The organism is uncultured Paracoccus sp. (assembly GCF_947496875.1).
Taxonomy (GTDB): Bacteria; Pseudomonadota; Alphaproteobacteria; order Rhodobacterales; family Rhodobacteraceae; genus Paracoccus.
This window is the reverse complement of the sequence record NZ_CANMEH010000002.1, coordinates 306,970-332,900: the sequence shown is the minus strand read 5'-3', so window position 1 is coordinate 332,900 and position 25,931 is coordinate 306,970. Positions and strand designations below refer to the sequence as shown.

At 68.3% G+C, this 25,931-nt stretch carries 25 protein-coding genes; 15 read left to right on the top strand and 10 right to left on the bottom strand.

All coding sequences use genetic code 11. The features are described from left to right. Positions 1-65: 65 nt before the first annotated feature. Positions 66-1,928, bottom strand: a complete 1,863-nt coding sequence (locus Q0938_RS03870) for an ABC-F family ATP-binding cassette domain-containing protein (protein WP_299359324.1) — start codon at positions 1,926-1,928, stop codon at positions 66-68. A gap of 191 nt (positions 1,929-2,119) precedes the next feature. On the opposite strand from Q0938_RS03870, the gene ndk reads away from it, so the two are divergent. The 4 genes from ndk to Q0938_RS03850 all read left to right on the top strand — a co-directional run bounded on the left by ndk (position 2,120) and on the right by Q0938_RS03850 (position 4,789). Continuing rightward, positions 2,120-2,542 carry a nucleoside-diphosphate kinase gene (ndk, locus tag Q0938_RS03865; RefSeq protein ID WP_299359322.1) on the top strand — a complete coding sequence of 141 codons (423 nt, stop codon included), beginning with the start codon at positions 2,120-2,122 and terminating at the stop codon, positions 2,540-2,542. A gap of 127 nt (positions 2,543-2,669) precedes the next feature. Then, the gene (gene fabD, locus Q0938_RS03860; RefSeq protein ID WP_299359320.1) at positions 2,670-3,599 is read left to right on the top strand and encodes an ACP S-malonyltransferase; all 930 of its coding nucleotides are present in this window, start codon (positions 2,670-2,672) and stop codon (positions 3,597-3,599) included. Between the two features lie 57 nt (positions 3,600-3,656). Continuing rightward, on the top strand, positions 3,657-4,394 hold the full coding sequence (fabG, locus tag Q0938_RS03855; RefSeq protein WP_299359318.1) for a 3-oxoacyl-ACP reductase FabG: 738 nt from the start codon (positions 3,657-3,659) through the stop codon (positions 4,392-4,394). Between the two features lie 158 nt (positions 4,395-4,552). Beyond that, positions 4,553-4,789, top strand: a complete 237-nt coding sequence (locus tag Q0938_RS03850; RefSeq protein ID WP_299359316.1) for an acyl carrier protein — start codon at positions 4,553-4,555, stop codon at positions 4,787-4,789. A gap of 168 nt (positions 4,790-4,957) precedes the next feature. On the opposite strand, the gene Q0938_RS03845 is transcribed toward Q0938_RS03850, so the two are convergent. The 4 genes from Q0938_RS03845 to Q0938_RS03830 are packed head-to-tail and all read right to left on the bottom strand — an operon-like array spanning position 4,958 to position 9,530. Then, the gene (locus tag Q0938_RS03845) at positions 4,958-6,043 is read right to left on the bottom strand and encodes a BMP family ABC transporter substrate-binding protein (RefSeq protein WP_299359314.1); all 1,086 of its coding nucleotides are present in this window, start codon (positions 6,041-6,043) and stop codon (positions 4,958-4,960) included. Between the two features lie 16 nt (positions 6,044-6,059). After that, a complete protein-coding gene (locus Q0938_RS03840; protein ID WP_299359312.1) occupies positions 6,060-6,944 on the bottom strand; it encodes an ABC transporter permease in 885 nt (294 codons plus the stop codon). Further along, positions 6,941-8,020 (bottom strand): ABC transporter permease, encoded by a 1,080-nt coding sequence (locus Q0938_RS03835; RefSeq protein ID WP_299359310.1) that lies wholly within the window; start codon positions 8,018-8,020, stop codon positions 6,941-6,943. The genes Q0938_RS03840 and Q0938_RS03835 overlap by 4 nt, the downstream gene beginning before the upstream one ends. After that, positions 8,004-9,530 (bottom strand): ABC transporter ATP-binding protein, encoded by a 1,527-nt coding sequence (locus Q0938_RS03830; protein ID WP_299359308.1) that lies wholly within the window; start codon positions 9,528-9,530, stop codon positions 8,004-8,006. The genes Q0938_RS03835 and Q0938_RS03830 overlap by 17 nt, the downstream gene beginning before the upstream one ends. An 89-nt stretch (positions 9,531-9,619) precedes the next feature. On the opposite strand from Q0938_RS03830, the gene dnaE reads away from it, so the two are divergent. Further along, complete coding sequence (gene dnaE / locus Q0938_RS03825; protein ID WP_299359306.1) at positions 9,620-13,096, top strand: DNA polymerase III subunit alpha; 3,477 nt, start codon at positions 9,620-9,622, stop codon at positions 13,094-13,096. Positions 13,097-13,251: 155 nt separating this feature from the next. Continuing rightward, the gene (locus tag Q0938_RS03820) at positions 13,252-13,500 is read left to right on the top strand and encodes a DUF333 domain-containing protein (protein WP_299359304.1); all 249 of its coding nucleotides are present in this window, start codon (positions 13,252-13,254) and stop codon (positions 13,498-13,500) included. Positions 13,501-13,555: 55 nt separating this feature from the next. Here Q0938_RS03820 and ilvC read toward each other — a convergent pair whose 3' ends face one another. After that, complete coding sequence (gene ilvC, locus Q0938_RS03815) at positions 13,556-14,578, bottom strand: ketol-acid reductoisomerase (RefSeq protein ID WP_299359302.1); 1,023 nt, start codon at positions 14,576-14,578, stop codon at positions 13,556-13,558. A gap of 126 nt (positions 14,579-14,704) precedes the next feature. Here ilvC and Q0938_RS03810 point away from each other — a divergent pair, with 126 nt between their 5' ends. Continuing rightward, a complete protein-coding gene (locus Q0938_RS03810; protein WP_299359300.1) occupies positions 14,705-15,160 on the top strand; it encodes an Lrp/AsnC family transcriptional regulator in 456 nt (151 codons plus the stop codon). Further along, a complete protein-coding gene (locus Q0938_RS03805) occupies positions 15,157-15,627 on the top strand; it encodes an Lrp/AsnC family transcriptional regulator (RefSeq protein ID WP_299359297.1) in 471 nt (156 codons plus the stop codon). Before Q0938_RS03810 ends, Q0938_RS03805 begins: the two co-directional genes overlap by 4 nt. A gap of 133 nt (positions 15,628-15,760) precedes the next feature. Here the strand turns inward: Q0938_RS03805 and Q0938_RS03800 are convergent, their stop codons facing one another. The 3 genes from Q0938_RS03800 to Q0938_RS03790 are packed head-to-tail and all read right to left on the bottom strand — an operon-like array spanning position 15,761 to position 17,951. Continuing rightward, on the bottom strand, positions 15,761-16,951 hold the full coding sequence (locus Q0938_RS03800) for a UbiH/UbiF family hydroxylase (RefSeq protein ID WP_299359295.1): 1,191 nt from the start codon (positions 16,949-16,951) through the stop codon (positions 15,761-15,763). Between the two features lie 5 nt (positions 16,952-16,956). After that, positions 16,957-17,208 carry a hypothetical protein gene (locus Q0938_RS03795; RefSeq protein WP_299359293.1) on the bottom strand — a complete coding sequence of 84 codons (252 nt, stop codon included), beginning with the start codon at positions 17,206-17,208 and terminating at the stop codon, positions 16,957-16,959. 32 nt (positions 17,209-17,240) lie between these two features. Next, on the bottom strand, positions 17,241-17,951 hold the full coding sequence (locus Q0938_RS03790) for a pyrimidine 5'-nucleotidase (RefSeq protein WP_299359291.1): 711 nt from the start codon (positions 17,949-17,951) through the stop codon (positions 17,241-17,243). 66 nt (positions 17,952-18,017) lie between these two features. Between Q0938_RS03790 and Q0938_RS03785 the strand changes: the two genes are divergently transcribed. The 4 genes from Q0938_RS03785 (at position 18,018) to Q0938_RS03770 (ending at position 20,811) form a co-directional block, all read left to right on the top strand. Continuing rightward, positions 18,018-18,665 carry a GntR family transcriptional regulator gene (locus Q0938_RS03785; RefSeq protein ID WP_299359289.1) on the top strand — a complete coding sequence of 216 codons (648 nt, stop codon included), beginning with the start codon at positions 18,018-18,020 and terminating at the stop codon, positions 18,663-18,665. Beyond that, the gene (locus Q0938_RS03780) at positions 18,665-19,288 is read left to right on the top strand and encodes a DNA-3-methyladenine glycosylase 2 family protein (RefSeq protein WP_299359287.1); all 624 of its coding nucleotides are present in this window, start codon (positions 18,665-18,667) and stop codon (positions 19,286-19,288) included. The genes Q0938_RS03785 and Q0938_RS03780 overlap by 1 nt, the downstream gene beginning before the upstream one ends. Positions 19,289-19,347: 59 nt before the next feature. Beyond that, complete coding sequence (locus tag Q0938_RS03775; RefSeq protein ID WP_299359286.1) at positions 19,348-20,004, top strand: alpha/beta fold hydrolase; 657 nt, start codon at positions 19,348-19,350, stop codon at positions 20,002-20,004. Between the two features lie 204 nt (positions 20,005-20,208). Continuing rightward, the gene (locus Q0938_RS03770; protein WP_299359284.1) at positions 20,209-20,811 is read left to right on the top strand and encodes an HNH endonuclease; all 603 of its coding nucleotides are present in this window, start codon (positions 20,209-20,211) and stop codon (positions 20,809-20,811) included. Between the two features lie 39 nt (positions 20,812-20,850). Here the strand turns inward: Q0938_RS03770 and Q0938_RS03765 are convergent, their stop codons facing one another. Beyond that, entirely contained in the window at positions 20,851-21,033 is a 183-nt protein-coding gene (locus Q0938_RS03765) for a hypothetical protein (RefSeq protein WP_299359282.1), read from the bottom strand. A gap of 114 nt (positions 21,034-21,147) precedes the next feature. Between Q0938_RS03765 and Q0938_RS03760 the strand changes: the two genes are divergently transcribed. The 3 genes from Q0938_RS03760 to Q0938_RS03750 all read left to right on the top strand — a co-directional run bounded on the left by Q0938_RS03760 (position 21,148) and on the right by Q0938_RS03750 (position 25,741). Then, positions 21,148-22,227 (top strand): PA0069 family radical SAM protein, encoded by a 1,080-nt coding sequence (locus Q0938_RS03760; protein WP_299359280.1) that lies wholly within the window; start codon positions 21,148-21,150, stop codon positions 22,225-22,227. Positions 22,228-22,320: 93 nt separating this feature from the next. Beyond that, positions 22,321-23,109 (top strand): exodeoxyribonuclease III, encoded by a 789-nt coding sequence (xth, locus tag Q0938_RS03755; RefSeq protein ID WP_299359278.1) that lies wholly within the window; start codon positions 22,321-22,323, stop codon positions 23,107-23,109. Between the two features lie 82 nt (positions 23,110-23,191). After that, positions 23,192-25,741 carry a putative PEP-binding protein gene (locus tag Q0938_RS03750; RefSeq protein WP_299359276.1) on the top strand — a complete coding sequence of 850 codons (2,550 nt, stop codon included), beginning with the start codon at positions 23,192-23,194 and terminating at the stop codon, positions 25,739-25,741. Positions 25,742-25,931: the final 190 nt, after the last annotated feature.

Here is a 25,931-nt window from a genome sequence, read left to right as displayed (position 1 = left end):
AATTCCGCTCCTGTGTTGCGGATTCGCTGCGGCGTGGCGCCGCTCCTGCTTCGACTGGCATGCGGTCAGGCGCCGCGCTCGGCCGCCTCCAGCCGTTCCAGTGCCGTCAGCCACAACTCTTCGGCGCGGGGCAGGGCGGCTGTTGCCTCGGCGTGCTTACGCCCCCATTTCTCGGCCTCCGCAGGATTGTCGTAGAGTTCCGGATCGGCCATCTTCCCCGCGATGCGGTCCAGCATCGCGGTCAGCTTTTCGACCCGTTCCTCGCTGCGTCTGACCTCGGCCCGCAGATCCAGGATCCGGTCGCGCGCACCGCGCCGGGGCGACGGGCGCGACGGTGCCACAGCGTTGCCCGGCGGCTCCCTGCCGTCCTCCCCGGACAGCAGCGAGGCGCGGTAGCTGTCCAGATCATGCGGATAGGGGGCGACGCCCCCGGCGGCGACCAGCCACAGGCGGTCGGCCACAAGTTCCAGCAGGTGCATGTCGTGGCTGACCAGGACCACCGCGCCGGTATAGCTGTTCAGCGCCTCGGTCAGCGCCTCGCGGCTTTCGATGTCCAGATGGTTCGTCGGCTCGTCCAGGATCAGCAGATGCGGTGCGTCGATCGTGGCCAGCAGCAGCGACAGGCGTGCCTTCTGCCCCCCCGACAGCGCGCCCACGCGGGTTTCGGCCTGCGCCTCCATCAGGCCGAACCCGGCCAGTCGGGCGCGCAGCCGGGCAGGTGCCTCATCCGGGCGCAGGCGCCGCACATGGGTCAACGGGGTATCGTCCAGGTGCAACTCATCCACCTGATGCTGGGCGAAATAGCCGACGCGCAGTTTCGAGGATCGGGCGATGCTGCCGGAAAGCGGATCGAGCCGTCCCGCCAGCAGCTTGGAGAGCGTCGACTTCCCCTGCCCGTTTCGCCCCAGCAGCGCGATGCGATCGTCCTGGTCGATGCGCAGGTCCAGCTGCCGTAGCACCGGTGTGCCCTCATAGCCGACCGAGACGCCGTCCAGCGCCAGAATCGGCGGGGACAACTGGTCGGGCTGCGGAAAGGTGAAGCGGTGCAGCCGCGCCTCTTCCGGCGCGGTGATCGGCTCCATCCGGGCCAGCGCCTTCAGCCGAGACTGCGCCTGCGCGGCCTTCGTCGCCTTGGCCCTGAATCGATCCACGAAGCTTTGCAGATGGGCGCGGCGGGCGTCCTGCTTCTTCGCCTCGGCGGCCTGCAGGGCGCGACGCTCGGCCCGCAGTCGCGCAAACGCGTCGTAGCCACCGGTATACAGCGTCAGCTTCTGGTTCTCGACATGCAGGATCGATCCGACCGCGCGGTTCAGCAGGCCGCGATCATGGCTGATCACGATCACCGTGTGCGGATAGCGCGCCAGATAGCCTTCCAGCCAGAGGGCGCCTTCCAGATCGAGGTAGTTGGTCGGCTCGTCCAGAAGCAGCAGGTCGGGACGCGCGAACAAGACCCCCGCCAGCGCCATCCGCATCCGCCATCCGCCGGAAAAATCGGCGGTGGGGCGCTGCTGATCATCGGTCGAGAACCCGAGCCCCTGCAAGATCGCGGCCGCCCGTCCCTCGGCCGACCACGCGTCGATGTCGGCCAGGCGCGTCTGTATCTCGGCGATGCGGTGCGGATCTGTGGCGGTCTCGGATTCGGCCAGCAGGGAGTGGCGTTCGGTGTCGGCAGCCAGTACGCTGTCCAGCACCGTGTCCCGGGTGGCCGCGCTTTCCTGCGCCACGCCGCCGATCCGGGCCCGCGCCGGCAGGGTGATCGACCCGCCATCCAGCGCAAGCTCGCCGCGGATCAGCCGGAACAGCGTCGTCTTGCCCGCGCCGTTCGGTCCCACCAGCCCGACCTTGTGCCCGTCGGGGATCGCCGCGGAGGCATTGCGGAACAGCGAACGCCCGGCAATGGAGTAGGATATGTCGTCGATGCGCAGCATGGCGGGGCATTGCCCCAAGCCCGTGCCGCGGTCAACCGCGGCCGCCGGCAGTCGTGGGGCACGCCTGCGTCATCGTGGGGTGCGGCCCGAACGTTGGATACGTCGGGGCATCGGCCCGGCGCGCGGGTTCCATACCCGTGTTCCACGTGATACCGCGCTGCCGACGCAACACCCGTAGGACCAAGGACATCATGGCCGTCGAACGTACACTTTCCATCATCAAGCCGGATGCGACCAAGCGCAACCTGACCGGCAAGATCAACCAGAAGTTCGAAGATGCAGGGCTGCGCATCGTCGCCCAGAAACGCATCCACCTGACCCCTGAGCAGGCCGGCAAGTTCTACGAGGTGCACAAGGATCGCCCCTTCTTCGCCGAGCTGCGCGATTTCATGGCATCGGGTCCGGTCGTGGTGCAGGTTCTGGAAGGCGAGAATGCCATCACCAAGAACCGCGAGGTCATGGGCGCGACCAACCCCGCCGATGCCGCCCCCGGAACGATCCGCAAGGAGTTCGCGACGTCGGTCGGCGAGAATTCCGTGCACGGATCGGATGCACCCGAAACCGCCCGGGAAGAGATCGCCTTCTTCTTCTCGGGACTCGAACTCGTCGGCTGAGCCGCCGGCAGAGTTTCCGACATCGGGGCCGTCCTGGGGGCGGCCCTTTCTTTGCCGGCGCGGCGCCGCGACGCGGTTGCCTGCCCCGGCCCCAGCGGCTATCCCGTCCGGAACAGGACAGGGTGGCATGATGCGGGCATTCGTTTTTCCGGGGCAGGGTGCGCAGACGATCGGGATGGGCAAGGCTCTGGCCGACAGCTATCCCGCTGCCCGCGCAGTGTTCGAGGAAGTCGACACCGCATTGGGCGAGGACCTGTCCCGGCTGATCTGGGATGGCGACATCCAGACGCTGACCCTGACGCGCAATGCCCAGCCCGCCCTGATGGCAACCTCCATCGCCGCGCTGCGAGCGCTGGAGAGCGAGGGATTTTCGATTGCCGACACAGCTTATGTGGCCGGCCACAGCCTGGGCGAATATTCGGCGCTATGCGCCGCGGGGGCGCTGACGCTGTCGGACACGGCGCGTCTGCTGGCGATGCGCGGGACCGCGATGCAGGAAGCGGTTCCGGTCGGTCAGGGCGCGATGGCCGCGATCATGGGGCTGGACTTTGCTGCGGTCGACCAGCTTGCCCGCGACGCGGCGGGCGACGAGGTGTGTCAGGCCGCCAACGACAACGATCCCGCACAGGTGGTGATTTCCGGGCACAAGGACGCGGTCGAGCGCGCCGCGGCGCTGGCCAAGGAACGGGGCGCCAAGCGCGCGGTGATGCTGCCGGTTTCGGCGCCGTTCCATTGTTCGCTGATGCAACCTGCCGCCGCCGTGATGGCGGATGCGCTGGCCGGGGTCGAGATCAGCGAGCCGGTGGTGCCCGTGGTGGCGAACGTCTCGGCCGAGCCGGTGACGATGCCGGGCGCGATCCGCCGGCTGCTGGTGGAACAGGTGACCGGGGCGGTGCGCTGGCGTGAATCGGTCGGGTTCATGAGCGATGCGGGCGTGACCGAATTCTGGGAAATCGGCGCCGGCAAGGCGCTGTCGGGCATGATCCGTCGGATCGCCCCGGGCGCCGAGACCCGTGCGATCGGCACCCCCGACGACATCGCGGCGCTGAAAGGCTGAAAGGCCGGTCCCCGCCGGGTGCGGGGGCGCGGCTTTCCGATCTGAAAGGAAGACAGGATGTTCGATCTGAGCGGAAAGACCGCGCTCGTCACCGGCGCGTCGGGGGGCATCGGCAGCGCGGTTGCGGCGACGCTGCACGCGGCCGGCGCCGCGGTCGTGCTGTCGGGCACGCGCGAGGCGCCACTGCACGAACTGGCCTACCGGCTGGGCGAACGGACCCATGTGGTCACCGCCGATCTGTCCGATCCGCAGGCGGTCGAGGCATTGCCGAAGAAGGCGGCCGAGGTTGCGGGTCGGATCGACATCCTCGTCAACAATGCCGGGATCACCCGCGATAACCTGTTCATGCGCATGTCGGACGACGAATGGGCGCAGGTGCTGGACGTCAACCTGACCTCGTCGTTCCGCCTGGCCCGCGCGGTACTGCGCGGCATGATGAAGGCGCGCTGGGGGCGCATCGTCAGCATCACCAGCGTGGTGGGGACGACCGGCAATCCGGGCCAGGGCAACTACGCCGCGGCCAAGGCGGGTCTGGTTGGCATGTCAAAGAGCCTGGCCTACGAGGTGGCCAGCCGCGGCATCACGGTCAACTGCGTGGCGCCGGGGTTCATCGAGACGGCGATGACCAACAAGCTTGACGACGACCAGAAGGCGCGCATCCTTGCCCAGATCCCGGCCGGGCGGATGGGATCGGCCGACGAGATCGCCGCGGCCGTCCTGTATCTGGCCAGCCCGGCCGCCGGTTACGTCACCGGCGCGACCCTGCATGTGAATGGCGGGATGGCGATGATCTGAGCCGGCCGGCGTTCATGAATCCACTACAGGGAAAGCAGTTGCAGAGCGCGACGGCGTTGCTATATGCCCGGACCAAGGCCGCAGGGGATCCGCCCGCGGCTGCAACCGGCCAAGGCCGGCCAGATCCGGGCGGAAGGCCCGCAACTGAGGAATGAGACATGAGCGATATCGCTGATCGCGTGAAGAAGATCGTTGTCGAACATCTGGGCGTCGACGAGGACAAGGTGACGGAAGGCGCTTCGTTCATCGACGATCTGGGCGCGGACTCGCTGGACACGGTCGAGCTGGTCATGGCGTTCGAAGAGGAATTCGGGATCGAGATCCCGGACGATGCCGCCGAAACCATCCAGACCTTCGGCGATGCGGTGAAGTTCATCCAGGGCGCGACTGCCTGATTTCGATTACCCGCGCCGGGCGCACAGGCCCGAACGCAAGCGGCGCCCCGGAAGGGGCGCCGTTTTCCGTTTTGGACAGCAACTCAGCGTGGATGTGTGTCAAACAATCTCTTGGCCGTCACCCGGGGCGACGGCCAAGCCGGCCGATGCGCCGCCGGGATGTCCGTGTCACTGGGGCAGTTCCGCGGTGATCCCTTCGACAAAGAAGTTCATGGCTGACAGATCCTCGTCGCTCGCGGCTTCGCCCTCGGCCAGCCACGCGCTGCCGTCGGCCTTGTTCAGCGGGCCGGTGAACGGGTGATACTCGCCCTTGGCGATGCTGTCGGCCAGCGCCTCGGCCTCTGCCTTCACCTCGGCGGGGACCGCCTCGGTGATCTCTCCGATCTCCACCTCGCCGTCACCGATGCCCAGCCAGACTCCCTCGGCCGTCCAGGTGCCGTCGAGAACCTGGCCGACGCGCTCGATGTAATAGGGCGCCCAGTTGTCGATGATCGAGCTGACTCGCGGGGTCGGCTTGAACGCGGCCATGTCAGAGGCCTGCCCGAACCCGATCGCCCCGGATTCCTGCATCTTCGCCATCGGGGCGGTCGAATCGGTATGCTGCAGGATCACGTCGACGCCCTCGGCCAGCAGCGCCGCCGCCGCGTCGGATTCCTTTGCCGGGTCGAACCAGGTGTACGCCCAGACGACCCGCATCTCGACGTCGGGATTGACCTTGCGGGCGTGGATGAAGGACGAGTTGATGCCCTGCACCACCTCGGGGATCGGGAACGACCCGATATAGCCGATCTTGTTGGACTTCGTCATGTGCCCCGCGATGGTGCCCATCACCGCCCGCCCCTCGTAGAACCGGGCGTCATAGGTGGCGACGTTGTCGGCGCGCTTGTACCCGGTCGCGTGCTCGAACTTCACGTCGGGGAATTTCTGCGCCACGTTGATCGTCGGGTCCATGAATCCGAAGCTGGTCGTGAAGATCAGCTTGTTGCCGGCGAGCGCCAACTGGGTAATCGCGCGCTCGGCATCGGCTCCCTCCGGCACGTTCTCGATATAGGTCGTCTCGACGCGGTCGCCGTATTCCTCTTCGACTGCCTGGCGGCCAAGGTCGTGCTGGTAGGTCCAGCCACCATCGCCGACCGGGCCGACATAGATGAAGCCGACCTTCAGCGGTTCGTCCTGCGCGCGCGCCGGCAGGGTCGCGGACAGCGACGCCACCGCAATGGCTGCCGCGGTGGTGATCAGGGTTCTGCGGTTCATGAGGTCTCCTCGGGGTTCAACGGATTGCGTGAAAGGGCTTGCCCAGCGACCCGGGCCCGCCGGCGCCGCCCGACCGGGCGTATTTCTGCCGGGCCGAGATCAGCACCAGCACCAGGATCGTCGCCACATAGGGGGCCATGCTCAGGATATGGATCGGCACCGCCGATCCCGCCGCCTGCAGCCGCAGCTGCAGCACGGTGACCCCGCCGAACAGCCAGGCCCCGGCCAGCACGCCCCAGGGGTTCCAGCCCGCAAAGACGACGATCGCCAGGGCGATCCAGCCTGCGCCGGCGGTCATGCCCTCGGTCCACTGCAGGACGGTCGCCAGACTCACATAGGCGCCGCCCAGACCAGCCAGTGCGCCGCCGGTGGAAATGGCCGCGACCCGGATCGCCCGCACCTTGTAGCCCAGGGCATGGGCGGCATCGTGGTTCTCGCCGACCCCGCGCAGGATCAGCCCGGCGCGGGTGCGGTTCAGGAACAGCCAGATCAGCGGTACCAGCAGCAGCCCGAGCCAGATCACCGGATTGACGCCCAGCGGGCCACCGGGCATCTGCGGGGCCTTCACGCCCTCGTAGGGCCGGCCGAACATCGCGGTGAGGCCCAGCCCGAACAGGGTCAGCGCCAGACCCGTCGCGACCTGGTTGGTCATCAGATACTGCGTCAGGCCGGCGAACAGCATGGCCAGCGCGGCGCCGGCGACCGCCGCGGTCAGAAACCCGGTCGCCGGGCTGCCGGTCGCATGCGCCCCGGCGAAACCCGCCAGCGCGCCGGTGATCATCAGCCCCTCGACCCCCAGGTTCAGGACCCCGGCGCGTTCGACGATCATCTCGCCCAGCGCCGCCAGCAGGATCGGGGTCGCGGCCGACAGCAGCAGCAGAAAGGTGGTTGCATCGATCACGCCCGTGCCCCCCAACGGATGCGGAATCGGGTCAGGGTGTCGAAGCCCAGCAGAAAGAACAGCAGCATGCCCTGGAAGACCTGCACGGTTGCAGCCGGCAGTTGCAGCATCATCTGCGCCAGTTCCCCGCCGATATAGGTCAGCGCCAGCAGCAACCCGGCCAGCAAGATGCCCAGCGGATGCAGGCGTCCCAGAAAGGCCACGATGATGGCCGTGAACCCGTAGCCCGACCCGAAGCTGTCGGTGATCTGTCCCGCGGGACCTGCAACCTCGAACAGCCCGGCCATGCCGGCCAGGGCGCCCGACAGCCCCAGGCAGAACGCCACCAGGACGCCGGGGCTGACCCCGGCGAACCGGGCGGCGCGTGGTGCGAGGCCCGCGGCCCGGATGTGAAAGCCGCGGATATGGCGGGCGATCAGCACCCAGCTGGCAAGGACCGCGACGGCGGCGGCGACCACGCCCCAGTGCACGCCGGTTCCGGCGATCAGTTCGGGGTTCGCGGCGGCAGAATATTGCTGCAGGTTGCGCGAGCCCGGCATGCCGAACCCTTCGGGGTTCTTCAGCGGGCCGAACGCTGCCCAGGCGGCTAGTTTCTGCGCCACATAGACCAGCATCAGCGACACCAGGATCTCCGACGCGCCGAACAAGTTGCGCAGCATTGCCGGGATCATCCCCCAGGCCCACCCGCCCGCCGCCCCGGCGAGGACCATCGCGGGAAAGATCCACAGCCCGGGCGCGGGATAGGCCGCCAGTGCCACGGCGGCCCCGCACATGCCGCCGATGATGTACTGGCCCTCGGCCCCGATGTTCCAGATGCCCGCGCGGAACCCCAGCGCCAGCCCGCAGGCGATCAGGATCAGCGGACCCGCCTTGACCAGCAGTTGCGGTCGGGAATAGGCGGCGGCCTGCCCGAACAGCGGGTCCCAGAAGATCATGCGGATCGCCGCAAGCGGGTCGTGTCCCATCAGCGCGAATAGCACCGCGCCGGCGATCATGGTGGCGCCCACCGCCATCAGCGGGGTCGCCACCTGCAGCCACAGCGGCGCTTCGGGGCGCGGGTCAAGCCGCAACGACATGCGCGGCCTCCATCCCGTGGGCGCCACCCAGCATCAGGCCCAGCGCGTCCAGCGTCAGTCCCTCCGTCGGAACCGGGGCGGACAGACGACCTTCGTTCAGGGCGGCCAGCCGGTCGGACAGTTCCAGCAGTTCGTCGAGATCCTGGCTGATGACGACCACGGCGGCGCCGCGGGCCGCCAGGTCCAGCAGCGCCTGCCGGATCGCCGCGGCGGCGCTGGCATCCACCCCCCAAGTGGGCTGGTTCACGACCAGCGCCCGCGGCTCCTGCAGGATCTCGCGGCCGATCACGAATTTCTGCAGATTGCCGCCGGACAGCGCCATCGCCGCGGTGTCCGGGCCGGGGGTCCGCACATCGAAAGCCGCGATCACCCGTTCGGCAAAGCGCCTTGCGGCGCCGTGGTCGATCATGCCGCGGCGTACCAGGGCCTGGCGGCCGGCGGCGGTCAGCAGCGCGTTCTCGGCCAGGCTCATTTCCGGGACGGCGGCGTGGCCCAGCCGATCCTCCGGCGCGGTCAGCAGACCGGCCTGCCGCCGCGGCTCGGGACCCAGCGTCGACAGGTCCTGCCCTGCCAGCCGCACGGTGCCGGGCCGGCCGATGGTTTCCCCGGACAGGGCGGCGATCAGCTGCTCCTGCCCATTGCCCGCGACGCCGCCGATGCCGAGGATCTCGCCCGCGCGCACCGCGAAGCCGACGTCGCGCAGCCGGGTCCCCTCGACCCCCGTCGCCGAACTGAGCCCAGCCACCTCCAGCACGACCGGGCCGGCCTGCCGTCCGCTGCGGTCGACGACCTTCAGCTCGGCGCCGACCATCAGCCCCGCCATCTCGCGGGCGGAATGGTCGCGCGGGCTCAGCGTGCCGACCACGCGACCGTGGCGCAGGACCGTGGCGCGGTCGCACAAGGCCCTGATCTCGTCCAGCTTGTGGCTGATATACAGGATTGCTGTCCCGACGGTTGTCAGCTGACGCAGCGTGTCGAACAGGATGTTCGCTTCCTGCGGGGTCAGCACGCTGGTCGGTTCGTCCATGATCAGCAGTCGCGGGTGGCCCAGCAGGCAGCGCACGATCTCCACCCGCTGGCGCTCGCCGGCGGAGAGGCTGGCAACCCGCCGCCGGGGATCGAGCGGCAGGCCGTAATCGGCGCTGACCCGTTCGATCCGCTCGGCCAGCTGGCGCCGGGGGGGCGGGTCATCCATGCCCAGGGCGATGTTGTCGGCCACGCTCATCGCGTCGAACAGCGAGAAGTGCTGGAACACCATGCCGACGCCTGCAGCCCGTGCGGCGCGCGGGTCGGACGGGGCATGGGGTTGGCCGGCCAGCCACATCCGCCCCTCGTCGGGCTGGACCAGGCCATAGATCATCTTGACCAGCGTCGACTTTCCCGCGCCGTTCTCGCCCAGCAGGGCGTGGATTTCGCCCGGGGCAACAGAAAAGGACACATCGTCGTTGGCGCGCACGCCCGGATAGGATTTTCCCAGACCCTCGGCCCGGAACAGATCGGATTCGGTCACGCGCCCCCCTTGCCCGCCTTTATCCATTGATAACCGTTTTCAACGATCGGGCAATTGCGCTGCGGGGCCACCCGGCTATGTTCGCGCGCATGGTTAAGACCGTCCCCCGATTCATCCACCTGCGCTGCCATTCCGAACATTCGCTGCTGGAGGGCGCGATTCCGGTCAAGAAGCTGCCGGCGCTTGCCGCGCGGCACGACATGCCTGCGGTGGCGCTGACCGACACCAACGCGCTGTTCGCCGCGCTGGAATTCTCCGTCAAGGCGATGGACGAGGGGGTGCAGCCCATCGTCGGGTGCCAGATGACGCTGGACGCCGGCGACGCCTGCGGTCCGGTGGTGCTGCTGGTCCAGGACCAGATCGGCTGGACAAACCTGATGGCGCTGTCGACCTGCCTGTATGTCGAACCGCCACGCGACCACCCGCATGTCACCATGGCGGAACTCGCGGCCCGGTCGGACGGCCTGATCTGCCTGACCGGCGGGGCGACCGGTCCGCTGGGGCAGCTTGTCGCGGCGGGCAAGACGGATCAGGCCCGCGCGCATCTGGCGGCGTTGCAGGCGATGTTCGGCGACCGGCTGTATGTCGAGCTGCAGCGCCACATGCAGGATAACGGGCAGTTGCTGCCGGCCGAGGCCGCAGCCGAGGGCGGCATGATCGACCTCGCCTATGACATGGATCTGCCGCTGGTCGCGACCAACGACGTCTATTTCGCCGACCCGAAGATGTTCGGCGCCCACGACGCGCTGATCTGCATCCGCGAACGAGCCATGGTGGACCAGTCGGCGCCGCGCCGGCGCCTGACCCCGAACCACCACTTCAAGTCCGCCGAGGACATGGCGATCCTGTTCGCCGACCTGCCCGAGGCGATCGAGAACACCGTGGAGATCGCGCGCCGCTGTGCCTTTGCCGTTGCCCGGCACAAGCCGATCCTGCCCCGCTTTGCCGATGACGAGGTGAACGAACTGCGCCGCCAGGCGCACGAGGGGCTGACCGCACGACTGGCCATGATCCCCCACGCGGTCAGCGTCGAGGAATACCGGGCGCGGCTCGACTTCGAACTGGGTGTGATCGAGCAGATGGGCTTTCCCGGCTACTTCCTGATCGTCGCCGACTTCATCAAGTGGGCCAAGGCGCAGGGCATTCCCGTCGGGCCCGGCCGCGGGTCGGGGGCGGGCAGTCTGGTTGCCTATGCGCTGACCATCACCGACCTGGACCCCTTGCGCTACAATCTGCTGTTCGAACGGTTCCTGAATCCGGAACGCGTTTCGATGCCGGATTTCGACATCGATTTCTGCATGGATCGGCGCGAGGAGGTGATCGACTACGTCTGCCAGAAATACGGCCGCGAGAAGGTCGGGCAGATCATCACCTTCGGCGCGCTGCTGTCCAAGGCGGCCGTCCATGACGTGGGTCGGGTGCTGGGGATGGGCTTCACCCAGCGCGACAAGCTCAGCAAGATGATCCCGGTCGAGGGCGTCAAGCCGGTCAGCATCACCAAGGCGCTGGCCGACGAGCCGCGCCTGCGCGAGGCAGCGGCGGCCGAGGAAAACGTGCGCCGCATGCTGGACTATGCCAGCCAGGTCGAAGGGCTGCTGCGCAATGCCTCCACCCATGCCGCGGGCGTCGTGATCGGCGACCGGCCGCTGGACCAGCTGGTGCCGCTGTATCGCGACCCGGGGTCGGACATGCCGGCCACGCAGTTCAACATGAAATGGGTGGAACAGGCGGGGCTGGTCAAGTTCGACTTCCTCGGGCTGAAGACCCTGACCGTCATCCAGAACGCCGTGGACCTGATCCGCGCCGGTGGCCGGCACCTGCATGTCGGCGCCGATGGGCGTCAACTCTATGACCCGCCGCCGGGGGCCGTGGACGAGATCAACCTGATCCCGCTGGATGACGAGGCGACCTACCGGCTGTTCGCCAGCGCCCGCACCGTCGCGGTGTTCCAGGTCGAAAGCTCGGGCATGATGGACGCGCTGCGCCAGATGCGGCCCACCTGCATCGAGGACATCGTGGCCCTGGTGGCGCTGTACCGGCCCGGGCCGATGGAAAACATCCCGGCCTATTGCCGCGTCAAGAACGGGCTGCAGGCGATTGAATCCATTCACCCCACGATCGATCACATCCTGGCCGAGACGCAGGGCATCATCGTCTATCAGGAACAGGTGATGCAGATCGCGCAGGTCATGGCCGGCTATTCGCTGGGCGGTGCCGACCTGCTGCGGCGCGCCATGGGGAAAAAGATCGCCGAGGAAATGGCCAAGGAACGCCCCAAGTTCATCGAGGGCTGTGCGGCGCAAGGAATCGACGGCAAGAAGTCCGGCGAGGTCTTTGACCTGCTGGAGAAATTCGCCAATTACGGGTTCAACAAGTCGCATGCTGCGGCCTATGCGGTGGTCAGCTACCAGACCGCCTGGCTGAAGGCGAACCATCCGGTGGAGTTCATGGCCGCGGTGATGAACTGCGACATTCACCTGACCGACAAGCTGGCCGTGTACCGGCGCGAGGTTGACCGCATGGGGATCGAGGTGATCCCGCCCAGCGTGAACCTGTCGCAGCCCACCTTCTCGGTCACCGGCGGCCGGATCGTCTATGCGCTCGGCGCGCTGAAGAACGTGGGCGTGGAGGCGATGCGGACGCTGGTCGCCGCGCGCGGCGACAGACCCTTCGCCGATCTCGTCGATTTCGCCCGACGCGTCCCGATGCGCCAGATCGGCAAGCGCGCGCTGGAAATGCTGGCGCGGGCCGGTGCGTTCGACGAGCTGGACCCGAACCGCGCGCGGGTGCTGAAATCCCTGGACGCGCTGGTGGCGTGGTCCAGCGCGGTGCAGCAACAGGCCGTCTCGTCCCAGAATTCGCTGTTCGGCGGCGGCGAGGATCTGCCGCCACCGCGTCCCGCGCTGGCCTCTGTCTGGATGCCGGCCGAGAAGCTTGCCGAGGAACGGGCGGCGATCGGGTTCTATCTGTCGGGACACCCGCTGGACGACTATCTGCCGGCGCTGCGCCGCAAGGGGGCGCTGACCGTGGCCGAGGTCGAGGCGGCTGCGGTGGACGGTCCGCTGGTCGCCCAGATCGCCGGAACGGTGGCGGCGCGGACGGAAAAGAAATCCGCCAAGGGCACGCGCTATGCGTTCGTGACCCTGTCGGACCCGACCGGGCTGTACGAGGTGACGGTGTTTTCGGATCTGCTGGACAGCAGCCGCCAGTATCTGGAGCCCGGCGCGAACGTGCTGCTGACGGTCAATGCCGAGCCATCCGGCGATCAGGTCAAGATGCTGGCCCGCGCCGCCGTCCCGCTGGAGGACGCGGTGGCCGATGCAGGGTCCGGCAAGCTCGCGGTGGAAATCGCCGATGCGCCGACAGCGGCGGCCGTGCTGGACCGGTTGCGAACCGTCAGCGCCGAGATGAGCGTGTCGTCCCGCGGCCGGGGACCGCTGCTGATGCGGGTTCGGGACGGGAACACTGTCTATGACATCGAGGTGGGGCAGAACGTGCCGGTGACGCCGCGCATGCGACAGGCCCTGCGCGCGGTCGAAGGCGTGATCGACGTCACGGAGGAATAGCCTGCGCTTGTCCTTCGCCCGCGGCGTGGCTTGTCCCTGCGGGTGAAGCTACCGCGTCGGTTGCGACGCATGATCCGGATGCGCGCGGTTCCGCTTGCCTGTGGCTTGTGCGCTTGGCACTGTGGCGTCCAGATCACAGTCGAAGGAGCCCGCCGATGATCCGCCTGCTGCCCCTGATGACGCTGTCTCTTGCAGCCTGCGGAGGCGGCGGGGCGACCACCTCCACGTCGACTTCGTCATCTTCCTCGACCGCGATCGTCGATCCCGCGGCGCTGTACTGCGCGGGCGTCAACGGCACGGTGATCCAGCGTGTGGCCGCGGGACGGCGCGCCGATCTGTGCCGATTGCCGGATGGCCGGACGGTCAGCACCGCCGACCTGCTGAACAGCCACAACAACCTCTAAGGAAAAAGGGCGCCGTTGGCGCCCTTTCCGTCATCATCGTCGCTGTCGCGCCCGATCAGTTGCGGGCGCGGTCGACCATCTTGCCCTTGCTGATCCAGGGCATCATGTCGCGCAGCTTTTCACCGACCTTCTCGATCTGGTGCTCGTCGTTGATGCGGCGGGTGGCCTTGAAGCTGGGCTGGCCGACGGCGTTCTCGGTCATGAAGTCGCGGACGAACTTGCCGGTCTGGATGTCGGCCAGCACCTCCTTCATGCGACGCTTGGTTTCCTCGCGCGGCAGGATGCGGGGCCCGCTGACGTACTCGCCGTATTCGGCCGTGTTGCTGATCGAATAGTTCATGTTGGCGATGCCGCCCTCATAGATCAGGTCGACGATCAGCTTCACCTCGTGCAGGCACTCGAAATAGGCCATTTCCGGCTCGTACCCGGCCTCGACCAGGGTCTCGAACCCCATGCGGATCAGTTCGACCAGCCCGCCGCACAGGACCGCCTGTTCGCCGAACAGGTCGGTCTCGCATTCCTCGCGGAAATTGGTCTCGATGATGCCCGACCGGCCACCGCCGATGGCGCTGCAATAGGACAGGCCCAGGTCCATCGCCTTGCCCGAGGCGTCGTTGTGCACCGCCACCAGGCACGGCACGCCGCCGCCCTTGACGTATTCACCGCGCACGGTGTGGCCCGGGCCCTTGGGCGCCATCATGATGACGTCGACGCCGGGCTTGGGCTCGATCAGGCCGAAATGCACGTTGAGCCCGTGCGCGAACGCGATTGCCGCGCCCTCGCGCAGGTTGTCGTGGACGTGCTTGCGGTAGGTTTCCGCCTGCAGTTCGTCCGGCATCGTGAACATGATCAGGTCCGCCCATTTGGCGGCCTCGGCAATGCCCATCACCTGCAGCCCCTCACCCTCGGCCTTGGCCTTGCTGGGCGACCCCTCGCGCAGGGCGACCACGACGTTCCGGGCGCCGCTGTCGCGCAGGTTCAGCGCGTGCGCGTGGCCCTGGCTGCCATAGCCGAGAATGGCGATCTTCTTGTCCTTGATCAGGTTCACGTCACAGTCGCGGTCATAGTAAACGCGCATCGTTTTTCCCCTTCGTTGCTGAAGCGGTTCTAGACGCAGGCGAACGAAGTTAGTGGACAAAAATATGCATCTTTCGGTCCTCGTGCGTGACTGCTATGTGCCGGGATGGCCTAACCCGAAAAAATCATGCCTGATGCGATCGACAGGCGCATCCTGCGCCACCTGCTCGTCGACCCGGACATCCCGAACGAGGCGCTTGCCGTCCGTGCGGGGGTGACCTCCGCAACCCTGTGGCGGCGACTGGAGAAGCTGCGGGCCACCGGCATCATCCGCGGGACCGAGGCGGACATCGACTGGCGCAAGCTGGGCTTCGAGGTCGAGGTCTCGCTGCGCTTCACCCTCGACAAGACCAACCCCCGTGCCTTCGACGAGTTTCAGGCCGCGGCGCGTGCGGTGCCCGAGGTGACCGAGATCCAGTCCTTCCTGGGTTCCGTCGACTTCCGCCTGTCGGTGATCGCCCGTGACATGGCACACTGGCAGCAGGTCTACCGGGACAGCATCCTGACCCTGCCGCACGTCGCCGACAGCGACGCCCTGATGCTCGTCTCGACGATCAAGAACAGGGCGGAACTGCCGCTGTGAGCGTCTTTTCCCCAGACAGGGTCGACTTGGCCATCCTGCGCATGCTGGCGCGGGACGCGACCTGCGGTGCAGCCGAGGTGGGGCGCGCCGTCGGCCTGACCCAGCCCGCGGCCTGGCGGCGGATCCGGCGGTTGCGGGACGCCGGGGTGATCCGCGGCTGGCGCGTGATCGTTGATCAGGCCGCGCTGGGCTTCGGCGTCACGGTGTTCCTGGGGATCCGCCTGGCCGCCAAGGGCCGCATCGATCTCGAGGAATTCGAGCGCGCGGTGACCGCCATCCCCGAGGTGCAGGTGGTGCAGCACGTGCTGGGCCGCTTCGACTACCGGCTGCGCGTCACCGCCCGCGACATCAGCGATTTCGAACGCATCCTGCGGCGCCGCATCATGACCCTGCCCGGCGTGGGGCAGGTCGAGGCGAATGTCATGCTGTCCGAGGAACGCCGCCCCGGCCCGCTGGGCGCAGACTGAAGCCGCCCTGCCTGTGCGCCGGTGGTCCGGTGAGGGACATGCATGGAAGTTTCATCCGGGCGCCGCGCAGCGATATGGCCGAGATGAAGGCGCGGAGTGCCGATCTGCAGCGGTGCTCTTGGCGGCCTGCACGTCAGCGCAGGCCCAGTCCCGCCTTCATCATTAACCGACGCACCGGCGCCACACCGTACAGCCCGCCCAGCGCCGCAGCGCGCAGGTCGCGCAAGGGTTGTGCCCGCACCATGCTGGCGCGGTTCAGGGCATCGATGCCGATCAGGCGCGCCAGCGCCTCGGGGCGGCGGGTCCGATGATAGCGATCCAGACTGTCAAGGCTGCCGGGGTCGGCGGCAGACAGGTCGACAAGGGCGGACAGGTCGGCCAGGCTCATGTTCAGCCCCTGCGCGCCGATCGGCGGAACGACATGCGCCGCCTCGGCGATCAGGGCGGTGCGGGGGCCCGAAAACCGGTCCGCGATCTGACTGATGATCGGCCACTCGGTCAGCCCCGTCGCCTGCGTCAGATGGCCAAGGACGCCGGCCGAGCGCTCGTTCAGCTCGGCCTCGAATGCGTCGCGGGACAGGGCGCGCAGCCGGGCGATTTCCGCCCCGCGCTCCATCCAGACCACGGCAGAGGCTGGTTGGCCGTTACGGTCGGGCAGAGGCACCAGCGTGAACGGACCGCCGGAGCGGTGGATCTCGGTCGAGACATTCTCGTGCGGCAGCGTGTGGGTGACCGCAAAGGCGAGCGCCTTCTGCCCATAACGGATGGTCCGGACCCCGATCCCCAGCGCCTGCCGCACCGGGGAATGGCGCCCATCCGCCGCCACGACCAGCCGGGCCGCGACCGTTGTGCCGTCGCTCAGCCGGACCACCGCCGAGTCGTCCCGCGCCGTCAGCCCGGCGGTGCCGATGCCCGGACGGAAGGTGACGAGGTCCATGGACGTCAGCATGTCCCCGATTTCGCGCCGCAGCAGCCAGTTCGGCAGGTTCGACCCGAATGGTCGGTCCGAGATGTCGGCGGCATCGAAGGCCCGGGTCAGCCGCGCGACCGGCTGCCGGCCGCCCGCATCGACGATCCGCATGACCTGCAGCGGCGTCGCATGTGCGGAAAGCCGGTCCCACAAGCCGATCCGGTCGAGCAGATCGATGGACGGCTGCAGGAATGCGGTGGTGCGCAGATCGGCCCCCGCGGCGTCTTCATCCGTTACCGGAGGAGCGGGGTCCACGCAGAGCACCCGCCAGCCCGCGGCCCCAAACGCAACAGCGGCAATCAGCCCGGCGATGCCCCCGCCGGAGACGAGAACATCGAACCGCTCGGCCGACACGCGGGCTAGAACCCGGCCGCGTAGGCCAGCAGCAGGGCGAACATGACGACCGTCCCGATCAGCCCGGCAATGCCCAGTGCGGGCAGCCCGAAGATCATGACCGCCAGGATGACGACGACCAGCACGGCGAGGACCAGCAGATACAGCATCTTGGCGATGCGATGCTCGCGGGCGGTCTGCAGATGCGTGTCATCGGCCGGCGGCTCGCCCGCTTGCGGCGTGGCCAGGGCGGCAGAGGGGTGATCGGCACTCGACATGGGAAACCTTGATCCTTGGGGCGCGTCCGCGCTCAGCTTGCCACGTTCGGACCGGCCGGGGCAAGCGGCGCAAGAAAGCCGGCCAGGTCGTGGGTGCGATGGTCGACATGCGTACCGTGGACGTGATCGGCCGCCAGTTCGTCCGGCCCGTGTCGTCCGGCACCGACCAGAATCGTGCGCATCCCCAGCGAATGCGGCACGATCAGGTTGCGCGGGTCATCCTCGAACATGGCGGCGCGGCGGGGATCGATGCCTTGCAGCGCCAGGACTGCGGCAAAGGATCGCGGATCGGGCTTGGGGTGGAAACCGACCTCCTCGATTCCGCACACCGCCTCGAAGCAGGTCAGCCCGCGGCGGGCCAGCACCTTGCCGGCATAGGCCGCATCGGCGTTGGTGTGGACGATCTTGCGTCCGGGCAGGGCGTCGATCGCGGCGGCCAATCCGGGGTCCGCCGGCAGCACCGAAAAGTCGATGTCGTGCACGTCGCTCAGATAGGGCCGCGGGTCGATGGCGTGTTCCGCCATCAGCCCGGCCAGGGTCGTGCCGTGCTCGCGCCAGTACCGGGTGCGCAGGCTGTCGGCCGCGGCGTCGTCCAGGCCGAGTTCACGGGCGACCCACGCCGTCATCCGGAGCTGGATCTGGTCGAACAGCCGGATTTCGGCGGGGTAGAGCGTATTGTCCAGGTCGAAGATCCAGACATCGACATGGGCGAACTGGTCGGCGATGGCGCGCGTTGCGGGCATGCCCAGCGCACTAGCGCTCTGCCGCGATGCTTGCAATCGGGGCGGCAGAGGCGAAAGTGGGCGCCCATGAAGGACGCCTATTCCCTGATCCTGTCGGCCATCGACAATGGCACCTATCGCCCTGGCGACCGGCTGGTGGAATCCGAACTGGCCGAGCGGTTCGGGGTCAGCCGCACCCCGGTCCGCGAGGCGCTGCAACGGCTGGAAACCCAGTCGATGCTGACCCGCGACGGGCGCAGCCTGGTCGTGGCGGCGCTGGACCACAACCAGCTGACCGAACTCTACGCCGTGCGCACCGAACTCGAGGCGCTTGCAGCGCGGCTTGCCGCGCGGCAGGCCAGCCGGGAGGAGGTCAAGGTGCTGGGCGCGATGGTGGACGAGGATCAGGCCATCCTGGACGATCCGCAGGCGCTGGCGCGGGCCAATCGCCGCTTTCACCACCAGATCCACCTGGCGTCGCACAATCGCTATCTGGTGCAGCAACTGGACATCGTGCACCGCACCATGGCGCTGATGGCGAGTTCGTCGCTAGGGGTGCCCGGGCGCGGGGCGGATGCGCTGGTCGAACACCGGGCCATCGTTGACGCGATCGCGGCGGGCGACGCCGACGCGGCCGACGCGGCGCTGCGCAGCCACATCTCGCGGGCCTACGAGACCCGGCTGCGCCAGGGTGCGCGCGAGTGGGCGGCCACCGTCGAACAGGACCGGCGCTGATGCGGGTGATCGAAAGCATCGCCGATCTGGAAGAGGGGATGGCACATCTGACTGCGGTCTGCCCGACCTGGGCGCGTGTGCTCCCGGATCTGGACCCGCTGCCGTTGCGCCGGCGCAGCGACGGGTTTGCGGCGATCCTGGACGCCGTGGTGTCGCAGCAGCTGTCGACCCATGCGTCTGACGCCATTGCGGCCCGGCTGGCGGCAGCCGGTCTGACCACGCCGACGGCCATCGCCGCGGCGTCGGACGACGAACTGCGCGGCTGCGGCCTATCCGGGCAGAAGATCCGCTATCTGCGCGGGATCGCAGCGGCCGAACCGGACTGGGACAGCTTGCGCCGCCTGCCCGACGACGTGGTCGCGGCCACGCTGGTGGCCCTGCCTGGCATCGGGCGTTGGACCGCGGACATCTATCTGAAGTTCGCGCTGGGCCGGGCGGACGCATTCGCGGCGGGTGATCTGGCGCTGCAGGAATCGGCACGCCTGCTCTATGACCTGCCGAGTCGCCCCTCGGCCGCGGCACTGACGGAGCTGGCCGAGCCGTGGCGTCCCTGGCGCGCGGTGGCGGCTCGGGCCCTGTGGGCGCACTATCGGGTGGCAAAGGGCCGGCAAGGTATCCGATAAGGAGCGCGCCGTCCCGGCCGCGGGCACCGGCCGAAGGATCAGTACCGAGGGGACATTAGATGGTGCGCAAGCTGCAGTCGGGCCGGCGGGGACCGGACAGGGCGACGTCAGTGGTGGTGCTGCTGCACGGCTACGGCGCGGACGGGGCCGATCTGCTGGGGCTCGCGGATCCGCTGTCCCCTTATCTGCCCGACACCTGCTTTCATGCGCCTGATGCGCCTGAACCCTGCGTCAACAATCCGATGGGCCGGCAGTGGTTTCCGATCCCCTGGCTGGACGGGTCCACCGAACAGCAGTCCCGGCAGTCGATGGTCCAGTCGGTCGCCGACCTCGACGCCTATCTGGACGAGGTTCTCGAGCGGGAAGGGCTGGCCCCGGACCGGATGGTCGTGGTCGGGTTCTCGCAAGGGACCATGATGGCGCTGCATGTCGTGCCGCGTCGCGCCGATCCGGTGGCCGGCATCGTCGGCTTTTCGGGCCGGCTGCTCGCCCCCGAACTGATGCACGAGGTCAAGGTCCGCCCGCCGGTCCTGCTGGTGCACGGCGATCAGGACCCGATGGTCCCGTTCGCGTCGATGGGGCTGGCGGGAGACGCGCTGACCGGCGCAGGATTCACCGTCTACAGCCACGTGATGCCGAATACCGGGCACGGGATTTCCCCCGATGGGCTCGGTGCGGCGCTGACGTTCATCCGGGACCGCCTGAACGCCGCCTGACGCGCTGCGCCGACGGCATCTGTCCGCGACGCATCGTTCGCCCTGCGTCTCTCACCAGGGTGGGCGTCATACCGCCGTCATCTGCTTGCGCCAGGGTGGACTGGCGCAGGTGCAGGGGCTTGCCTGCGGGAAGGTCACGGATATAGTCGCTCCACGTCTTGTGACGGCGATCGACAGCAGCGCAGGAAGGGCCACAGACCCCCGATGCTCGACCATGATCACACTGCGCTCGAATTTCGCAGCCAGTTTGTTCGCGATCCGTCTTCGCTGCGCCGCAATCCGGCGCTGGTCCTGAATGCCGATTATCGTCCGCTGAGCTACTATCCCCTGTCACTCTGGCCCTGGCAGGAGGCGGTCAAGGCCGTGTTCCTCGACCGGGTAACAATCCTTGCCGAATACGACGAGGTGGTGCGCAGCCAGCGGGCCGCGATGCGCATGCCGTCGGTGGTGGTGCTGAAGGACTACGTTCGCCCCCAGAAGCGCGTGGCCTTCACGCGCTTCAATCTTTTCCTGCGGGATGAATTCTGCTGCCAGTATTGTGGCGCGCGCGGCGATCTGACCTTTGATCACGTGGTGCCGCGGTCGCGCGGCGGCGTGACCAGCTGGGAAAACGTGGTCGCCGCCTGCGCCCCCTGCAATCTGCGCAAGGCGAACAAGAGCCTGCAGAAATCCGGCATGCGGTTGCGGCGCACCCCCGAGCGGCCCAGCACCGAGCAGATGCACGCGATCGGCCGGCGGTTTCCGCCGAACCACCTGCATCATACCTGGATGGACTTTCTGTACTGGGACGCTGAACTGGACAGTTGAGCCGCGATCACATCCATCTAGGGATGAGCCCTGCTTGGGTCAGGCCCCCGGTGTGTGGTGCGGCCCGTCGCCGGTCCGGGTCAGGTGCACCACCGCAGCGCCGACCAGTGCCACCAGCGCCAGAACCTGTGCGGGCACACCCGCCCACAGCGCAACCCACAGGGTGGCGGCGGCAACCAGGATGATCGCGGCAAGCATCAGCAGGAAATGGGGCAGGGGCATCCGATCCTCTCTCGTCACACCCCGAATATGGGCAGCGCCGCGACCGGATGAAACCCCCCTTTTGTGGCAGCAGCGGGCTTGAACGATGTTCTCTTTATGTTCTAGTCTCTGCGCATGTTACCGCCTGCTGACCATGACGAACTGCTGAAGGCGCGGGGGGCGGCGCATCGCCCGGCCGGCCGGTTCGAACCGTTCCACGCGGTCCGGGAGGAGGACGGCTGGGACACGCCGCCCGAACCTCGGGTGCTGGAGACGCAGATCGTGTCGGAGCGACCGCGCCGCATCATCACTCGCAACCAGTCCCCCGACGTGCCGTTCGACCGCTCGGTCAATCCGTATCGCGGCTGCGAACATGGCTGCATCTACTGTTTCGCGCGGCCCTCGCACGCCTATCTGGGCCTGTCGCCGGGGCTGGATTTCGAAACCCGCATCACCGCCAAGCCCGATGCCGCCCGGCTGCTGGTTGCCGAGATCGCGCGGCCGACCTACGCGGTGGCGCCGATCGCATTTGGTACCAACACCGACCCGTATCAACCGGCCGAATCACGGCTGGCCATCATGCGGTCCTGCCTGCAGGTCCTGCATGACTGGAACCATCCGCTGAGCATCGTGACCCGGGGCCGCACGATCCTGCGGGATCTCGACCTGATCGCGGCGATGGCGGCCCGCGGCCAGGTTGCTGTCGGGGTCTCGGTGACCACGCTGGATCCGGCGCTGTCGCGGCAGATGGAGCCGCGCGCCCCGGCCCCCGCAACCCGGCTGCGGATGATCCGCGCGCTGGCCGATGCCGGGGTTCCGGTCAGGGTGATGGCCGCGCCGATGATCCCTGTGCTGACTGCGCACGAGGTCGAATCGATCCTGGCCGCCGGGCGCGAGGCCGGCGCGACCCTCGCCAGCATGATCCCGGTCCGCCTGCCGCTCGAGGTGGCGCCGCTATTTCGCGACTGGTTGCAGCGCCACCACCCGGGCATGGCCGATCATGTGATGACGCGCATCCAGGCGATGCGCGGCGGGCGCGACAACGACCCGCGGTTCTTCACCCGCATGAAGGGGGAAGGGGTCGAGGCCGATCTGCTGCTTCAGCGATTCCGGGTGGCGCGCAAGCGGCTGGGCTTCGCCACCCAAGCTCCGCCGCTGGATGCCAGTCGCTTCGGCCCCCCGCCGCGCGCAGGGGACCAGCTGTCGCTGTTCTGATCCCGAAGGGGCCTGCCGCGCCCCTCGGCCAAGCTGACACGCCATGTCTTGCGCGGCCTTGCCGGCGCGGGCGCTGCTGCTAGGGTCGCTGCCATGAAGATCGCGAGTTTCAACATCAACGGCATCAAGGCCCGGCTGCATCAGCTGACCGCCTGGCTGCCGGACGCGCAGCCCGATGTCGTCGTGCTGCAGGAAATCAAGACTGTCGACGAAGGCTTTCCGTCGTCCGTGATCGAGGATCTGGGCTGGTCGGTGTGGACGCACGGGCAGAAAAGCTGGAACGGCGTCGCCATCCTGGCACGGGTTCCTGTCGAGGATGTGCGGCGCGGCCTGCCTGGCGATGACAGCGACGAACAGGCCCGGTTCATCGAGGCCACGGTGATCGGCGAACGCTGCGCGGTTCATGTGGCGGGGCTGTATCTGCCGAACGGCAACCCTGCACCCGGTCCGAAATACGATTACAAGCTGGCGTGGATGGAGCGGCTGCGCCAGCATGCCGCGAACCTGCTGCGCACCGAGGCGCCGGTGGTGATGCTGGGCGACTTCAACGTGATCCCCGAACCTCGCGACGCGGCCCATCCGGAACGCTGGGCCGATGACGCGCTGTTCCTGCCGGACACCCGTGCCGCCTATCGCCGCATCATCCATCAGGGCTGGACCGATGCGATTCGCATCCGCACCCCGCAAGTCACCCGGGGCCCCTTCACCTTCTGGGATTACCAGCGGCAGGCGTGGGAACGGGACAACGGCATCCGGATCGACCACGCGCTGCTGTCGCCGCAGGCCGCCGACCGGCTGCGCGATGTCGGCATCGACCGCGACCAGCGGGGGCGCGACAAGCCCAGCGACCACGTCCCGATCTGGGTGGACCTCGACGCCTGACCTGGGGGTCGCGGCGTTTCGCGCTTGCGGCATCGCCCCCCCCGCGCATACGCTGCGCCCCGTCATGGACAGCGCTGCGCCCTTGCCCCGATCCGACCGCGAGCCGGGGCCCGACATCGTCGAGATCACCCCGTCGGCACGGATCGAAACCGCACGGCACGGCTGGCGCGCCAAATGCCTGCAGCGATTGATCCGCATGGACCTGCCGGTGCCCCGGACCATGGCCATTTCCGTGGAAGCGGTGCGCGGCATCGCGGCCGGACGAATGCTGGACAGCGCCGCGTTGGGGCGCCTGATCGCCGCGGCCGACGGGCTGGTCGGTGTGCGCCCGTCTGCCGTCGACCCGGATTGGGGCGGTCCGGGCACCGTCCTCAATGTCGGGATCAACGACGAATGCCACGCCCAACTGGCCCGCACTCGCGGTAGTAGCGCCGCCGATGCGATCTATCGGGGCTTTGTCCAGTCCTACGCCATTCACGTGGCGCGGCTGGACCCCGACATGTTCTCGGACCCCGACGCCAGCCTGAAGGACACGCTGAAAGCCTTCGAGGAAGAGACGGACGAGCCGTTCCCGCAGGACCCGAGCCGTCAGCTGGCCGAGGTGCTGCGGTCGATGGCGCGGGCCTGGGACGGACCCACGGCGCGGCTGCTGCGGCAGGCCAAGGGGGCGCCGGCGGATGCGCCGCTGGGGTTGGTGGTGCAGGACATGGCACTGGCGCTCGGGCCCGGGATCACCGGGTCCGGCACGATCCAGTTCGTCGACGGCGTCACCGGCAGCCCCAGCATGACCGGCCGGTTCCGGGGCCAGTCGCAGGGACGCCAGCAGGGGTCGGATGCCGAGACGCTGTTTCTGATGCGCGATCCCCGCGGTCCCTCGCTCGAGGACGTGGCGCCGCGGGTGTTCGCGGATCTGGTCGATTTCGGCAAGGCCGCCCGCGAGCGGCTGCGGGAGGAGATGCAGGTCGAGTTCGTCGTGTCCGACAGCAAGCTGTCGCTGATCGATGCCACCCGGGTGGCGCGATCGTCACGCGCCGCGGTGCGCATCGCCGTGGCGCTGGCCCGGGAAGGCATCATCACCCCGGAAGAGGCGGTGATGCGGGTGCAGCCCCGGGCGCTCTCGGATCTCCTGCACCACCAGGTTGATCCGCGCGCGCCGCGCGACCGGGTGGCGCGGGGCATCGCCGCCAGCCCCGGCGCCGCAACGGGACGTATCGTCTTCACCGCCGCGGCAGCGCAGGCCAGCGCCGCGCGCGGCGAGGCCTGCGTGCTGGTTCGCCGCGAAACCGTGCCCGAAGACGTCCGCGGCATGCACGCGTCCGTCGCCGTGGTGACGGAACGCGGCGGGATGACCAGCCATGCGGCGGTGATCGCGCGCGGGCTGGGGCTGCCCTGCATTGTGGGCGCGACCGGCCTGACGATCGACCCGCGCAGCCGTACGATGCGGGTCGGCAGCCGGGTCCTGCGGGAAGGCGACGAGGTGACGGTCGACGGCACCTCGGGGGACTTGCTGGCCGGTGCGCCTGACATGCTGGAACCGGCGCTGGATGACGCATTCACGCAGTTGCTCGACTGGGCGGATGCGGCCTGTTCGATCAGCGTCCGTGCCAACGCCGACACGCCCGAAGATGCGCGCATGGCACGGATGTTCAACGCCCAGGGCATCGGCCTGTGCCGGACCGAGCACATGTTCTTTGACGCCGCCCGCCTGCCGGCCATGCGCGAAATGATCTTCGCCGACCAGCCGGAGGATCGGCGCCTTGCGCTGGACCGACTGCTGCCGATGCAGCGCGACGATTTCACCACCCTGTTCGAGATCATGGAAGGGCTGCCCGTCACCATCCGCCTGTTCGATCCACCCCTGCACGAGTTCCTGCCGCATGACCGCGAGGGGATGCGGGAGCTGGCGGAATCGCTCGATCTGCCCCTGTCGGACGTGCTGCGCCGCATCGAGGCGCTGGACGAATTCAATCCGATGCTGGGGATGCGGGGCGTGCGACTGGGCATCGTCGTGCCGGAAATCTATGACATGCAGGCCCGCGCCATCTTCGAGGCGACGGTTGCGGCCCAACGCGGCGGTGGCGGGGTGGTCCCCGAAATCATGATCCCGCTGGTCAGCGCGATGCGCGAGGTCGAACTGGTCCGCAACCGGGTCGAGGCGGTGGCAGCGGCGGTACGGACCGAGACGCGGTCCAGCTTCGATTATCGTCTGGGCGTCATGGTCGAGACCCCGCGCGCCGCCCTGCGCGCCGGCGACATTGCCGAGCATTGCGCCTTTCTGTCGTTCGGCACCAACGACCTGACCCAGATGACCTTCGGGCTGTCGCGCGACGACGCGGGACGGTTCATGGGCAGCTATGTCGGGCAGGGGGTCTTTGAAGAAGATCCGTTCCACATCCTCGACCAGGAAGGCGTGGGCGAACTGGTCCTGATCGGCGCGCAGCGCGCGCGCGAGCGCAAGCCCGAGATCACCATCTCGGTCTGCGGGGAACATGGTGGAAACCCCGAGTCCATCGCGTTCTGCATGCGCGCCGGGGTGGACTACGTCTCGTGCTCACCCTTCCGCGTGCCTCTGGCGCGACTGGCGGCGGCAAGGGAATCGATTCTGCTGCGAGAAGCCGCCAACCCGGGCTGAAGCGAGCGCGACACCGCACGGTCGGGTTGAGCGTCGGCGGCGTTCTGCCCAGTGTCGCTGATCGGCTCGGCAGGTTCCCGCCCGAAACGGTCAGTTTCGGCAGCGATCGGGGTTCTGCGCCGGTGGGTGGTGGAAGCCGACGTCGGGATTTCCCATCAGCGTCGCTGTAGCCCGGCTGCCACCGGGATCA